The sequence below is a fragment of the Streptomyces sp. NPDC002573 genome, from assembly GCF_042889625.1.
In the GTDB taxonomy this organism is placed as follows: domain Bacteria; phylum Actinomycetota; class Actinomycetes; order Streptomycetales; family Streptomycetaceae; genus Streptomyces; species Streptomyces gibsoniae.
In genome coordinates this window covers 1-13686 of the sequence record NZ_JBIARC010000031.1, presented here as the reverse complement: position 1 = coordinate 13686, position 13686 = coordinate 1, and the positions used below count along the sequence as shown (strand labels likewise).

Sequence of the window (13686 nt, the reverse complement as noted above, 5' to 3'; positions counted from 1 at the left end):
GCAGAAATCCTCTCGGTGCAGCCCTCTGCTACGGTGGACGACGTGGACGGCAGGCCAGGACTACGGGAACGCAAGAAGCAGCGGACCCACGCAGCGATCTCCGACGCGGCGATCGCGCTGTTCCTCGAACACGGCTTCAACCAGGTCTCGGTGGCTCAGGTGGCCGAGGCGGCCGAGGTGTCCAAGCGCACCCTCTTCGCCTACTTCCCGGCGAAGGAGGACCTCGTGGTGCACCGCCTCGCCGACCACGAGACCGAGGCCGCACGCGTCGTGCGGGCCCGCCCGCCCGGGACCGCCCCGCTGACCGCGCTGCGCGAGCACTTCCTCCAGGGGCTGCGCGAGCGGGACCCGATCACCGGGCTGAACGACCATCCGCACATTCGCAGCCTCACCCGGATGATCCTCGACACGCCCTCGCTGGTGGCGCGGATGGCCAGGTTCAAGGCCGGCGCCGAACACGCACTCGCCGAGGCACTGCAAGAGACCGCGGACACCCCGGAACTCACGGCGCGGCTCGCCGCAGTCCAGATCGTCGCAGTCCAGTGGGCGCTGGCCCAGGACAATGCCGCACGCCTGGCGTACGGGGAGCCGGCCGACGAGCGCTACGCGGGTGCGGTGGCTGACGCGGAACACGCGTTCGCCCTGCTGGAGAACGGCTTGCGCGGCAGTCGGCGTGACGGCGGCTGACCGACCACCGGCCTCAGGAAGGGATGACTCCCGGCCGGAACGGTTCGACGCCGACGATGTGGCGCACCCGCTCCGGCTGGACCAGGACGTGGACCCGCTGCTCGCCTTCGATCAGCCAGGGGTACCCGTTCAGGCCCAGATACTTGCGGGCCAGCCGGTCCATGCCGCGCTCGGCCTCCTCGCCCTCCACGAAGCGCACCGCGCGGCCGGAGATCTGCACCCGGTCGTACGGGTTCTCGGCGTCGGCGTGCGAGAGGTGGACCCGGGCGTCGTTGCGGAGGTTCTCCTCCTTGATCCGGCCGACCGAGGTGTTGAAGGCGATCAGCCCGTCCTCCAGTCCCACCCACATCGGCGTGACATGTGGCGCCCCGTCCGGCGTCACCGTGGCCAGGTACCAGAAGTTCGGCTCCTCCAGCCGCTGACGCACCTGCTCGTTCAACTCCGCCGCCAAAGCCGCGCCTCCTCTTGGTCATCTCCTCCCGGCAGTATGTCCACGCGATCGCTCCAAGAATCCGCCCATGATCGGGCCGTCGACATGCACGGACCGGATCGGCCGACATCAGCGGCTCGATCCGGTCCCGCATCGCATCAGTGATCACTGACCGGACGGACACATCCGATCAACAGACCGTCCCGCCAAAGGGACACGTCCTGGTCGGAGGCGCGTCCTACTCGCACGTCAGCGTCGGCGTGCCCCAGTCGCCGTGGTCGTTTCCGTTGCCGTCGCCCGCGTCACCGACCTTGAGGTCGACCACCTGCGCCCCGCTGACGTCGACATCGATCGGCATCGCGGCCTGTCTGCCCCTGATCGTCGGCGTGGTGACCAAGCTCTTGCCGTCGGCGAAAACGGAGAACGTCACCGTTCCCGCGCCACCGGTCTCGTCGTCGACACCGACGTTCGCCGTCAGCCGCGAGCACTTTCCGGCGAGGTAGAGCTCGACGTCGCTGACCGAGTTGGTGCCCAGCCCCTTCGGGTAGCTGACACCGGCGATACTGATCGGACGGCCGTCCCCGGCCGCCTGCTCGCCGACGCTGCTGTCACGCTCCACCGGGCCCCACCCGTTGGTGGACGACAAGAACGGCAGGTCGCTCACCGCGGTCTTCCCGGTGGGCGGAGCAGGGGGAATCCCCCCGACGATGCGCTCGTCACCACTGGTGGCATGCCGTCCGCGCTGCCGGTAGTCCACCGTGCCGGTGAGGGCCGAGGCGGAGGGCAGTTCCCCGGCCGGCGGCTTGACCCTCCAGGTGAAGACGGCGGAACCGCCCGGGTGCAGGCGCTGGACGGACATGGGGCTCGTGGCGCTCACGCTCCAGCCGTCGGGCGCTAGGAACGAGCCGGTCAGCCGCGACGCGGACGGTCCGTCCTGCGGCAACCGCACCGTCGCCTGGGCCGTGAAGGCCTGTCCCGACTGAGCGGTGTCCGGTACGTCCAGGGTGACATCCGCTCCCGGACGCTTGGGCATCGCGTTCGTACGGGGGTCGTAGCGAGGGCTGTCGTTCTGGGCGACGCTCAGGGACGAGGCATAGCTGCCGTAGTCGGTGAGCGAGACCTTTCCGAGCCCGCCGGTGCTGCCGTCCAGGTTCCACACCGCGATGGCGATGCTGTTCCGGCCGTTCGGGTTCAGGATCCCGTCGGGCACCGGGAAGGTGCTCTGCGGGCCGAGGTAGTTGACGTAGTTGCCGACCTGCCAGCCGTTCACGAAGATCGTGGCACGGTACCTGCGCGACGGGTCGTCGGTGAACGTCAGCCCGAGCGAGGTGTCCTGGCCGTGCGGCAGGTTCAGGGTGACGTCGTTGCGGTACCACGAGACCCCGGGGCGGGTGTCGGTCGTCGGCAGGGACACCCGGTTCCAGTTGCCGTCCGGGTAGCCCGGCAGGGACCAGCCGGCCCGCTCGCCGTACAGGCCGCCCGTCGAGAGCGGGCCGCGCACCGTGTCCTGCTGGTCCTCACCACCCCGTACGCCCTGCAGCCGCCAGGTGACGGAAGTCAGCGGCGCCCCGACGAGGGCGGCGCTGGTCAGCCCGCGCGCGGTCTTGTTGCCGTTGGTCGAGTTGTAGTCCTCCTCGTGGCCCATGTTCACGGTGAGTACGGAGATGACGTTGTCGCCCTTCGACTCGACCGAACCGGCCGGGAAGGTGAAGTCGGCGCTGCCCGTCGTCGAGCTGCCCAGGAAGGTGCCGTTGAGCCAGGCGGAGAACGCCTGCGCCTGGCCGCCGGAGTCGGAGACCAGGTGGATGCCCGTCTCCTTGCCGGTGGCGCGGAAGCGCCCGCGGTACCAGGTGTTACCGGTGTGGAAGCCGTAGTCGTCCGCGTAGAGCACCGGCAGCGAGTTGACGCCGGAGACGCTGTTGGTGGTCGTCTTGTCGGCCACCTGCCAGCTGGAGTCGTCGAAACCGGGGGCCGCTTCGGGGGACTCCTCGGCATGCTTCCAGTTCGTCAGTGCCGGCAGACGGACCGCGGCCGCGACCGGGATCGTCCCGGTGAGGCTTCCGGTTTCGGTGGCTCGGGTGTCCAACGCGCTGCCGTTCCAGGTGACATGGTCGGCGGAGGTGAACACCTCGATGTTCTTGTCATCGGCGTTGTCGCCGGTGAGGGCCAGGGTGTGGCCGTCGTTCCGGCTGGTCGCCGTGCGCAGCAGGTGGGTGCCGCGCACGAGCACCGGCCCGGACGCCGTGTCCTGACGCCAGAAGGTCTCCGCGGTGGCCTTGTCGCCGATGAGCAGCAGCAGCGGGCGCTTTCCGCCGCCGCTGATGCTGACGCGGATCAGGCCCTTGTGCGTGTAGTTCAGCCGCAGGTCACCGGTGGCCGCGTCCCAGGTGGTCGTGGCCGTGCCGCCGCTGGTGGTCACGGTGGGCTCGGAGGAGTAGCGCAGCACGGTCTCGCCGTCGCTCCCGGAGTCGCCGTAGAGGACGGCGACGTCCCGGTCGCCGATGGCCGCGTTGGTCATGATCTCCGACGTCGAGTACTGCAACTGGGCTTCCCCGAGCCGGTAGTTCGCCACGATCACGTGTGAGTCGCGTCCGTCGAGCGTGATCGCGGTGCCCGGCTGCTGGGGCACGACCGGGTAGGTCGGTGTCGCGGTGGCGGCCGCCGGCACGTCGACGGCGTCGATGGCCACGTAGTTGTCCGAGGAGCCCGAGCTGTGGTCGCCGTTGACGACGATCTTCAGCGTGTGCGCCCCGGCTGTCAGGCCGGCCTTCTGGAAGACCACCGCCTGGTTCTCGCTGCCGGAGTCGTCGACCGTCGTCACCTTGGTGCCGTCGAGGTAGACGTCGGCGTAGCCGTGGTTGTCGGTCTTCGACCCGATCCAGCGGATCGCGGTGCCGTTGAAGGGGACGGTGACCGAGTCACCGGCCTTGTTGGAGAACGACTCAGTGTGCTTGTAGTCGCCGCCGGTGTAGCTCTGGTTGGCCACGTGCGACCACGAGCCGGTGTACTGCAGCGCGGAGTCGGGGTCGTCCCAGGTGTAGCTGGTGTCCGAGGACGGCTGGGCGTTGAAGTCCAGGGAGATATGGGTCTTGTCGACGGTTGTGGACGTGGAGTTCCCGTGCCGCAGGACGTGGAACTGCGTCTTGCTGTCGGGGTTCATCCGTGCGGTGTCGACAACCGCCGAGTCGTCCGGCGGCGTGGCCCTGATCGCTTCGGTCTTCGTCAGCGGGGCCACCGACTGCGTGAAGTACCCGATCAGCTTGTCCTCGAAGTACTTCGGGTCCAGCTGGCGGTTCTCACGGATCGCGGCGCCGTAGTCGTAGGACGTGTAGTTCTCCGGCATGCCCAGCCAGCCCCAGTTGGTGCCGCCGTAGGTCATGTAGAAGCTCTGCGCTGTCGCGCCGACGGCTATGTTCTGTTTGTAGAAAACGTTGGCGAACTGATCGTTGATCAGCTGGGCGCACTTGTCGTAGCCCGGACCGCCCCAGGGGTCGAAGGCGCCGCCCTGGAACTCCGGCGAGTACAGCGGCTTGCCGGCGGGGTGGTCGTAGCTGATGTCGGGGACGCCGTTCCACTTCGAGGGGTTCGAGCAGTTGAAGCCCTGCGGGTAGGAGTCCGGGCCGTCGACGTCCAGGGCACCCGTACCGGAGTTGAAGGTGCCGTTGTTGTTGCCGGTCAGCGGTACCGTGATGCCGTCGGCGCGGGCCTTGTCCTCCAGGTGCTGCATATAGGAGCGGCCGGCGGCCGAGCCGTTGTAGTACTCGTTCTCGACCTGGTAGGCGATGACCGACCCGGTGCCGTTGGTCATCTGGTGGCGGGCGATGATCCGGTCGATCTGTGTCAGCCACTCGTCCGCGTACTTCAGGAACTGCGGGTCGTCACTGCGGTTGTGTCCGGCCTTGGTGGTCATCCAGCCGGGGAGTCCGCCGCTGTCGACCTCCGCGTTGATGTACGGCGCCGGGCGCGCGATCACGTAGAGTCCGGCCTCCTGGGCCATGTCGAGCAGCTTGTCGACGTCACGCACTCCGCTGAAGTCGTACACACCCGGCTTCGGCGAGTGGTATCCCCAGTCGAAGTACAGCGAGGTGGAGTTGAAGCCGGCGGCCTTCATCTTCTGGAAGATGTCGCGCCACAGGTCCGGACTCGGGAGCCGGAAGTAGTGGAACTCGCCGGACCACAGGTAGGTGCGCTTGCCATCGACGAGGAAGGAGTAGCCGTCGAGACTCACCGTGTGCGCCCCCGGGCTGGTGGCGGGTGCGGCGGTTGGCGCCTGCCTGCCGGTGTCTCCCGCCGTGGCGGGTGCGATCATGCACGCGGACAGGCCGATGGTTGCGGCCACGGCGAGGACCGCCCTCCACCACCGACGGCGTCCGGGTCTCTCGCCCTCTGAACCGATCCGATGACTCTGCACTGAGGCCTCCATACCGACTGAGCAATCAGCATCAAACAAACTCAGGCAAAGTCGAACAGTAAGGGGGTGCGAGGCACGGCACAATGGGGCGGGGGCAACGCGGTCCGAGTGACGCGGGAGGCTCGGCAGCCGTAAGTCACGGCGTTACCTTGGCAATTGAGTGCTCGTACGGTGCCGCCGCCACCCGCCGGACAACGCTGACCGGCGAGGCGAAGGCGGGTCAGCACATGCCGCTCTGCTGCCACCTGGTGGTCCCGGGCATGCGCGCCCGCGGCGGCGGATCGATCATCCGCATCGGCGCGACGGGCACCGAAACGGGCGGCGCACCCGGTCTCGCCGAGAGAGCCGTGGTCAAGTCCGCCCAGCACACGTTGGGTCGGGCGCTGGCCCGCAAACTCGGCCCGGACGGCATCCGCGTCAACACCGTCGCGGCCGGCCTGGTGCCCACCGACGCCAACGTCGGTGAGCACCAGGCGTCATGGATCCGCCGGGTCGGAGTCCGCGACACCGCTGGGACGGGCCTCCCCGCCCGAGGACATCGCCGAGATGGTCGCCGTTCTGGCCGACGACGCCGCCCTCCAGATCACCGGGGCACGACTCTGCTGCCGGCTGCGTGATCAAAGGCGTCGGCCTCTGAGCGCGGGGCGCGCTGCTGGGGACCGGTCACCCGGTGGTGCGGCCTGCCGCCGCAACGCCTCCACTCCACCAGGTCAGCGACGCTGTTGGCCCTGGCGTCAACGTGCGAACTTCTCGATGGCCGCCGGGGTGACGGGAGTGAAGAAGTTGACGAGGTTGCCGTCGGGGTCGCGGAACAGCAGCGACCGGTTGCCCCAGGGCATGGTGGTGGGCCCGCTGACGAAGTCGGTGACGAAGCCGGTCAGGTTCTGGTGGACGCGGTCCACGTCGTCGACGAGGAACTCGGTGATCACGCTGTGGTTGTCCGCCGGGCGGGCAGAGTCCGGGGCGAACAGCGGGACGGTGCGGGTGCCGGCGATCGCGAGGGTGGCGTTCGGGGTCTTGAGTTCGGCGAAGTCCTCGGTGGCCCACATCGCCCGCACCCCTGTGGCTCGCTCGTAGAACTCGACGAGGCGCGCGACGTCGCTGGTGATGATCCGGATCGAGACGAAGTCCATGGGGATCTCCTTGGCTGTGCTGGAGTCGTGTACTTCGCAGACTAGGAGAAATAGTGGACAGAATCGGTCCTGTATTCGCGTAGGCTGGACACATGCCTCGACCCACCGCTCGCGTGCTGACGCTCCTGGAGCTGCTGCAGTCGGGCGGCACCCGGACCGTGGCCGAACTCGCCGACCGGCTCGGCGTCGAAGGGCGCACCGTTCGGCGGTACGTGGACCAGCTGATCGACCTGGACGTGCCCGTGGAGTCGGTGCGCGGCCGCTACGGCGGATACCGGCTCTCCCCCGGGTACCGCCTGCCTCCGCTCATGCTCAGCGACGACGAGGCGCTGGCCGTGCTGCTCGGCCTGGTCGCCGGCCGCCGAGCAGGGCTGACGACGACGGAGCACGCGGCGAGCGAGACGGCAGCGGCGAAGATCCGGCGGGTACTGCCCAAACACATCGCCCGTCGGCTCGACGCACTCCTGGAGGCCCTCGCCTTCACGGATCAGCCCGGTGAGTTCGACACCCCGGACGCTGAGGTCCTGCTCACCATCGCCGATGCGGTACGCCACCGCCGACCGGTCTCGATCCGCTACACCGACCGCGACGGACGGGGCAGCGAACGCACGCTGCACGCGTACGGGATCGTCGCCCATTCGGGCCGGTGGTACGTCACGGGCAAGGACGCCCGGATAGGCGAGGACCGGACCTTCCGGCTCGATCGCATCGCGGACGCAAGAACCCTGCCCGGCACATTCGAGGCGCCCGCCGGTCCTGCTCCGGCGCAGCGGGTGTTGTCAGGGTTCGCCACGGCCGAGTACCGGCATGAGGTGACCTTGCGGATCCACGGGACAGTTGAGCAGATCCGAGCCCACCTCCCCGCCGGCGTTGCGACCCTGGAGGTGCACGAGCCCATGCCGGGCGAAGACCAGGCGACCGAGCGCTGGCTGCGCGTGGAGATAAGGGCGGAGCGGCTCGACTGGCTGCCTCCGGTGCTCGCCGCGCTCGACCGGCCGTTCGTCATCGAGCGCCCTGACGAACTGCGCGACCTCGTCAACGCGCTGGCCGATCGTCTCGCCTCCTACGCCTGCCAAGCCTGACAGCGTGCTACCAACGTCCTGGGACAGCACACCTAGGGGGTGCCCGGTGTGTGCGAATACCGGCCCGCTGGAGCCGCCGCACCACGGCCGCCTCCCGCACGGCGAAGCCGAGCAGCAGCAGGGCAACCGCACAGCACATTGCCACACCCAACGAATTGCTCACGCCCCGACTCACGAAGCGCCGGATCCTCTGCCGGTTCACCCAGGTCCACGACCCGTCGGACAGGCACACACCCGATCGGATGCACCTGCATCCGGGGAGCGCCCGGTCACCGGCCACGGCGCCGCCCGTGCGCCCCGCCGACCGACATCGGCCGCCCGGCGGCAGGGCTTCCTTCTGCTTTCGAGCCCTTCCGTTTTCTTCCCGCCTTCTCCCGTGCGAAGGGTCACTTCCCAGGAACCAAAGAGCCCCTTGGGCCCCAGTGGAGATGGGGTCTACTTTGGAAACCACGGGCCGTACCGCAACCGGCCGCGAACCCCGCGCCCATGCCGTGAAGAACGACTAGGAGCACGAGCAATGCCTCTGCCCGGTGAGTACGAGCCGAGCACCACCGACTGGGTGAGGGAGCAGGTCGCGCAGTACGAGGCCACCGACGGCAAAGAGGGCGGGCCCTGCTGACGCCCCTGCCGGTCATCATCCTGACCACCAAGGGAGCGAAGTCCGGAAAGATCCGCAAGACGCCCCTGATGGGGGTGGAGCGCAACGGCGCCTACGCGGTGGTCGCCTCCAACGGCGGCGCCCACGCGCACCCCTCCCGGTACCGCAACGTCGTCGCACACCCTCTCGTCGAGGTGCAGGACCGCGCCGTCAAGCAGGACATGATCGCCCGTGAGGTCCACGGCCAGGAGAAGGCCGAGTGGTGGAAGCGCGCGGACGCCGCCTACCCGCTTCTCCCCGAGTACCGGGCCAAGGCCGGACGCGACATCCCCCTCTTCGTCCTGGAACCGATCGCAGACCAGGGCTGAGCGCCCGCCATACCAGCGGGCCGCCCACATACCGCCACCCCGCACCACACCGCACCACACCAGGGAGTACCCACCATGGCACAGGTAGCCTCACGTCCCGCCGACGCCTCCGGAGTCTTCCGGCTCGGCGGCAGCCTGCCCGTCAACCGGCTCGGATACGGCGCGATGCAGCTGACGGGCCCCGGCGTATGGGGGCCGCCGAAGGACCCTGAGGAGGCGGTGCGCGTGCTGCGCCGGGCCGTCGAGCTGGGCGTGAACTTCATCGACACCGCGGACTCCTACGGCCCGTTCGTCAGCGAGCAGCTCATCCGCAAGGCACTGCACCCTTACCCCGCCGACCTGGTGATCGCCACCAAGGGCGGACTGTCCCGCCCGGGCCCGGGCGACTGGCGCCCCCTGGGCCAGCCCGAGTACCTGCGGCAGCAGACCGAACTGAGCCTCACCCACCTGGGCGTGGAGCACATCGACCTCTACCAGCTGCACCGCATCGACCCTCAGGTACCGCTGGCCGACCAGATCGGTGAGCTGCGCCTCATGCAGCAGGACGGCAAGATACGCCACATCGGACTCTCGGAAGTGACAGTGTCGCAGATCCGCGAAGCCCAGAAGATCGCGGACATCACCTCTGTGCAGAACCTGTACAACCTCGCCAACCGCCAGGCCGAGGACGTACTCGACTACGCCGAGCGGGAGAACCTGGGCTTCATCCCATGGTTCCCGATGGCCACCGGCCAGTTGGCGCGTCCGGGCAGCCCGCTGGACACGCTCGCCAAGACCTACGGCGCAAGCCCTTCCCAGCTGGCCCTGGCCTGGCTGCTCCACCGCTCCCCCGTCATGCTGCCCATTCCTGGTACCTCCAGCGTGTCCCATGTCGAGGAGAACACCGGGGCCGCGCAGATCACCCTGAGCAACGCCGAGTTCCAGACGCTCAGCGAGGCCGTGTAGGCGACGTCCGGCCCGCCGGCGCCAACCACCTGGCCCTGCAGATCATCACCTCGGAAGCACGCGAGGCCCTGCCCCGGGCCCACTGGCGCCGTCTCGCCGACCTCACCGGCGTGACCACAAACCTCCAGTAGAGACTAGGCCTCATATGGAGATATAGCTTCATTTGGCAGCAAGGTATAGGATATTGCCATGGCTGCAGAGGAGCGCTCAGCGAGCACTGACCCGGACCCGCCACCCATGAACGTTCTTGACGCGCTCTGCCCGAGCCGTGACGTGTTCGTGGACCTGGCCGACAAGTGGGTTCTGCTCATGCTGGTGAGCCTTCGCGAGCTCGGCGTCCAGCGCTACTCCGAACTGCAGCGGTCCCTTGGCGGCATCAGCCGCAAGATGCTGTCCCAGACCCTGCGGACCCTGGAACGGGACGGCCTCGTCCTGCGCAGCGTCGACCCCAGGGTGGCACCGCCTCTGGTGCTGTACGGACTGACCGAACTCGGCCGTGAGGTCGCCGAGGAGACGCGGGCCCTGTGCGCTTGGACCGAGAAGCGGGCCGCCACGGTCCACGAGGCCCGCGCCGCCTACGACCTCCGCCAGGCCGCCGCCCGGGAAGGCTGAGCCCGCACGGAGTACATGCCCTGCACGACCAGGAGCCGACCCCGCCCGAACTCCGCAGTCGCGGGAGGGTTCAACTGGTCAAGGTCGCCTGGTGGAAGTACATGCGCCAGCCGGACTCCGTCAGCCGCCACAGGGAGCTCCGCCAGGCGCGACGCCCCTGGTTGTCGGCGAAATACGTCAGATGAACGACGCCCGGAGCAAGAACGACCCCGGACATCTCGCTGACCTTCACCGGAGACTCCGATGACACCGTTCCGGCGCTCGTGACAGCGAGGATCGACTCCACGTCCCACCGACGCCCCGACGCCCCGAACTCGGTGAACTCCGGATCCAGAAGCTCCAGCACAAGAGCCGCAGAAGCACGCACCTCGGGATCGAGCAGGCGCATTTCTCCATCGATGGCTGCTTGTACCGCTCGCTCGCTGTCGCCAGTCATGCCGAAACCCTACGGACCCATCTCGCCGGTGCCCAGCGAATAGATCACCCAGCGTGAGCTACGACACCGTCGCCGACGCCGCCACCGCTGCGTATCGGCTCTCGGGCGCAAGTGAGTAGGGATACTCAGGACCGGGCAAAGGGTGGCGTCTATCGTGAGCTTGACCTTGAAATGGGGGACGCAGGGATGCGGGAGGGTTTCATGGGAACTGCTGGGTTCGGGGCGGCCGGACGGTGCGGGTCCGGGCGGCGCGGCAGGGGTGCTGTGACGGCTGCTCTGGTCGTACTCGCGACGTTGTCACTCGGCGCCTGCGGCACGGAGCACGCGACCGCGGGGGCGACCGGCGTGACCATGACCAAGGGGACCGACACCACCCCGAGCCCGTCCATGAAGGCGTCTCCCTACGTGGAGCCGGGGGCCGGCGACGGCGCCCCTCACTACCGCGAGAACAACGGCTTCCGGATCGCGGGGAACATGTCCGCCGCGAGCGCCAAGGACGCCCAGCGGGAAGCCGACCGCATCGAGCCCGTGCTCAAGCGGCTGTGGCAGCAAAGGATGTGGGACCCGAAGACGGTCCGCGCCGCGATGCTCAAACTCGGCTACCAGGAGGAGAGTTTCGACGCCAAGGGGAACCTGCTCCGCGGGACACTGCAGGTCAAGCCGATGAACTCGCGTTTCGAGAACGGCCGGGAGGTCAGGCCCGAGGGCGCCCTGGTGGGCCTGCGCGTCCATGCCGATGCCTGCGTCACCGCGTTCGTACAGAAGACCAACTACCAGGTGTCAACCAATGGCCCCTACCCAGAGGCGGGTTGCTTCGAGCCACCTGCCGGCCACTGAGAGCCGAGGGCGGCCCATCGGGGATCCCTGCCGGTCAAGGCCAGGTCATGGTCGAAGAGAGGCGCGCGGGGCATCTTGCGGCACCTGCTCGCCGAGGAGGCCCATGCCGCGCATACGGAGTGCCTCACGCGTGTAGGTGTCGAACGCGGCCTCGGCCAAGGACAAGAGGACGTCGAGACGCTGACCGGTGGCCACCGCAACACTCCAGGCATGGATGGCGAATTCGGCGATGAGGATCTATCCCAGCGCAGTGGCGGGCATGGGCGGCCCGCCGAGCGCGGCCTCCCTCTCCTACGCCGTCGGCGCGGACCAAGCGCTGGCCGCCGTCTCTACCTTGCCAGCCAGCAGATCGGCGGTCCTGCGCGGCTACGAGATCGCAGAGTCCGACGTGGACCACGCCCTGCGCATGCTCCGCAGCCTCTGCCACGGCTTCGCCACGTTGCAGGCGGGCAACGGCTTCCAGTCGCCGACATCGACGAGAGCTTCGAGTGGCTGATCGCCTTCACCGACCGTGGCCTGCGCGCCATGTGAGGCTGCCACCGTCGACCGCTTCGACATCGTCGGAGAGGTCGACGTGGGCGAAGACAGCTGCAAAGGCGAGGTCGCGGCGACTGTCCGAGGGCTGCATCTGCTTCATGTGGAGAGCGTCATCGACGGTACGCACAATCAATGCCGTCCCGGCATGGGGGGTTCTCCTGGCTGAGCCACACGCACGAAGCCCCGCTTGCTGCGGACCGCCGCCTGGCGACTGGCCTACGTCCTTCGCCGGTAACCAGCCGCACGGTCGCACCTACCACGAGGGTGCCCCGTGTTGACGCCGTGCAGCACGGGGCACCCGCCGCTCGCCGAGCGGGCCCTGGTCCCGGCGGATCGGTCAGGGCTGAGCCGAAACACGGTGGGCGGCTACACGTGGGCGCCGATCACACCGCCGGCGTTGAGCACGATGTAGACACGGTTGACCTCGACACCGGCGTCGTGCTCGTTGGCGTCCAGCGAGGCGGACACGCCCCCGGCGTCGCCGAGGATCCGCGCGCGGTAGTGGTCCTCACCGACCTTGGTGACCTTGGCCGTCCAGCCGCCCATGAGCTTGAAGATGCCCGGTCCCTCGTGTCCGCCGCCCATCCAGGACTGGACCCGGCTGTCCTGCGTGAGCACGATGAACATGTCGTTGGCGTCGAGCCCGGCGTCCTGGTGGTTCGCCTCCATGGTTCCCAGGACGTCACCGCGGAGGACGATCTCGAGCAGGTAGTGCTGCTGACCGAGCCTGTAGATCTCGCCCTTGGTGCCGTCAGGCAGGGTCTGGGTGCAGACAGGGGTTGCCGCCTTGGGCGCGCCGGTGGAGTGGTGGTGCGGTGTGTGGCGGTCGTCTGCGTCCGCATGCCGGTCTGGCCCTGTCCCCGTTGGTCTTGGCGTTGTCCTCGCCGGCCTTGGCCCCGCCGAGCGGTCAGCGACAGTGCCGAGTCGGCTGTTTCGCTGCACCACATGAGATGGTGCCGGGCCAGGCGTTGTTCATCCAGATCTGTCCGCGTTCGGTAACGAGGCAACTGGGGCCAGCCACCGCATCCTTAAGTGGCTGTTGTCGTTCCGATGTTGAGGGGTGTTGGTCGAGCGGGAATCCCGAGCGGGCGACCTCGACCTATGCTGCGCATGAGAACAGGGACACCGCGCCATCCGAGGGTGCGCGGCCTGTGCCGCGCGCCCGCCGCGTCGCTGTGAAAATCCGCATGCGTGTCGCCTGGAGCACAGTGATAGACATCCGGCCTGCAGGACACTCTGGACTTCCCTGACCTGTTGCGACTCATCGACGAACGGTCGGCCGCCTTCCGCGCCGCGGTCGCTGCCGCCCCCAGCCTCGATGTACGGGTGCCGACCTGTCCCGAGTGGACGCTGTTCGATCTGGTGCAGCACCTGGGCGAGGGGCGCCGCGCCTGGGCCGCCACCATCGCCGCAGGGCCTGACGCCATGGCCAAGTCCGCCCCGCATGGCGCCCCGTCCGCGCCTCGGGAACGCGAGGGCATGCTGGCCTGGTTGGCCGCGTCGACGCAGGAACTGGATCGCGTCCCATGAAGTGGTGTAGCCGGGCGTGGTCCCGGAACGCGCGGGTGTCTGCCCGGGGCGTGCATCCGCTGACGGTGCGTGCTCCCTGA

At 68.6% G+C, this 13686-nt stretch carries 13 protein-coding genes and 4 pseudogenes; 9 read left to right on the top strand and 8 right to left on the bottom strand.

Annotated elements, in window-relative coordinates; translation table 11 throughout:
* Nucleotides 1–42: 42 nt before the first annotated feature.
* Complete coding sequence (locus ACFYX0_RS26580) at nt 43–687, top strand: TetR/AcrR family transcriptional regulator (protein ID WP_388973693.1); 645 nt, start codon at nt 43–45, stop codon at nt 685–687.
* Between the two features lie 13 nt (nt 688–700).
* On the opposite strand, the gene ACFYX0_RS26575 is transcribed toward ACFYX0_RS26580, so the two are convergent.
* The 3 genes and pseudogenes from ACFYX0_RS26575 to ACFYX0_RS26565 form a co-directional block, all read right to left on the bottom strand.
* Nucleotides 701–1138, bottom strand: coding sequence for a PPOX class F420-dependent oxidoreductase (locus ACFYX0_RS26575; RefSeq protein ID WP_388973691.1), 438 nt, complete (start codon nt 1136–1138; stop codon nt 701–703).
* A gap of 34 nt (nt 1139–1172) precedes the next feature.
* Nucleotides 1173–1301 (bottom strand): annotated as a pseudogene (locus ACFYX0_RS26570) (IS5/IS1182 family transposase); the annotation flags it as partial.
* Nucleotides 1302–1355: 54 nt separating this feature from the next.
* Nucleotides 1356–5426, bottom strand: a complete 4071-nt coding sequence (locus ACFYX0_RS26565; RefSeq protein ID WP_388973847.1) for a beta-galactosidase — start codon at nt 5424–5426, stop codon at nt 1356–1358.
* Nucleotides 5427–5677: 251 nt separating this feature from the next.
* On the opposite strand from ACFYX0_RS26565, the gene ACFYX0_RS26560 reads away from it, so the two are divergent.
* Nucleotides 5678–6145: an SDR family oxidoreductase gene (locus ACFYX0_RS26560; protein ID WP_388973689.1), complete on the top strand. Its 468-nt coding sequence runs from the start codon at nt 5678–5680 to the stop codon at nt 6143–6145.
* A gap of 117 nt (nt 6146–6262) precedes the next feature.
* On the opposite strand, the gene ACFYX0_RS26555 is transcribed toward ACFYX0_RS26560, so the two are convergent.
* Nucleotides 6263–6661 carry a VOC family protein gene (locus ACFYX0_RS26555; protein ID WP_388973687.1) on the bottom strand — a complete coding sequence of 133 codons (399 nt, stop codon included), beginning with the start codon at nt 6659–6661 and terminating at the stop codon, nt 6263–6265.
* A 92-nt stretch (nt 6662–6753) separates the two neighbouring features.
* Here ACFYX0_RS26555 and ACFYX0_RS26550 point away from each other — a divergent pair, with 92 nt between their 5' ends.
* From ACFYX0_RS26550 to ACFYX0_RS26535, 4 genes and pseudogenes are all read left to right on the top strand, one after another.
* Nucleotides 6754–7743 carry a helix-turn-helix transcriptional regulator gene (locus ACFYX0_RS26550; protein ID WP_388973685.1) on the top strand — a complete coding sequence of 330 codons (990 nt, stop codon included), beginning with the start codon at nt 6754–6756 and terminating at the stop codon, nt 7741–7743.
* Between the two features lie 517 nt (nt 7744–8260).
* Nucleotides 8261–8709: pseudogene (locus tag ACFYX0_RS26545) on the top strand (nitroreductase family deazaflavin-dependent oxidoreductase).
* Nucleotides 8710–8784: 75 nt separating this feature from the next.
* Entirely contained in the window at nt 8785–9654 is an 870-nt protein-coding gene (locus tag ACFYX0_RS26540) for an aldo/keto reductase (protein ID WP_388973683.1), read from the top strand.
* A gap of 237 nt (nt 9655–9891) precedes the next feature.
* Complete coding sequence (locus ACFYX0_RS26535; protein ID WP_388973681.1) at nt 9892–10266, top strand: winged helix-turn-helix transcriptional regulator; 375 nt, start codon at nt 9892–9894, stop codon at nt 10264–10266.
* Between the two features lie 70 nt (nt 10267–10336).
* Here ACFYX0_RS26535 and ACFYX0_RS26530 read toward each other — a convergent pair whose 3' ends face one another.
* Nucleotides 10337–10702: a DUF4440 domain-containing protein gene (locus ACFYX0_RS26530; RefSeq protein ID WP_388973679.1), complete on the bottom strand. Its 366-nt coding sequence runs from the start codon at nt 10700–10702 to the stop codon at nt 10337–10339.
* A 264-nt stretch (nt 10703–10966) separates the two neighbouring features.
* Here ACFYX0_RS26530 and ACFYX0_RS26525 point away from each other — a divergent pair, with 264 nt between their 5' ends.
* Nucleotides 10967–11539 (top strand): hypothetical protein, encoded by a 573-nt coding sequence (locus ACFYX0_RS26525; RefSeq protein WP_388973677.1) that lies wholly within the window; start codon nt 10967–10969, stop codon nt 11537–11539.
* Nucleotides 11540–11584: 45 nt separating this feature from the next.
* On the opposite strand, the gene ACFYX0_RS26520 is transcribed toward ACFYX0_RS26525, so the two are convergent.
* Complete coding sequence (locus ACFYX0_RS26520; RefSeq protein WP_388973675.1) at nt 11585–11734, bottom strand: hypothetical protein; 150 nt, start codon at nt 11732–11734, stop codon at nt 11585–11587.
* A gap of 112 nt (nt 11735–11846) precedes the next feature.
* Between ACFYX0_RS26520 and ACFYX0_RS26515 the strand changes: the two are divergent.
* Nucleotides 11847–12070 (top strand): annotated as a pseudogene (locus ACFYX0_RS26515) (TetR-like C-terminal domain-containing protein); the annotation flags it as partial.
* Here the strand turns inward: ACFYX0_RS26515 and ACFYX0_RS26510 are convergent.
* Complete coding sequence (locus ACFYX0_RS26510) at nt 12042–12176, bottom strand: hypothetical protein (protein WP_388973857.1); 135 nt, start codon at nt 12174–12176, stop codon at nt 12042–12044. The pseudogene ACFYX0_RS26515 and the gene ACFYX0_RS26510 sit on opposite strands and share 29 nt — an antisense overlap.
* 266 nt (nt 12177–12442) lie before the next feature.
* Nucleotides 12443–12745 (bottom strand): hypothetical protein, encoded by a 303-nt coding sequence (locus ACFYX0_RS26505; protein WP_388973673.1) that lies wholly within the window; start codon nt 12743–12745, stop codon nt 12443–12445.
* Nucleotides 12746–13300: 555 nt separating this feature from the next.
* Between ACFYX0_RS26505 and ACFYX0_RS26500 the strand changes: the two are divergent.
* Nucleotides 13301–13591: pseudogene (locus ACFYX0_RS26500) on the top strand (maleylpyruvate isomerase N-terminal domain-containing protein); the annotation flags it as partial.
* Between the last annotated feature and the right edge of the window lie 95 nt (nt 13592–13686).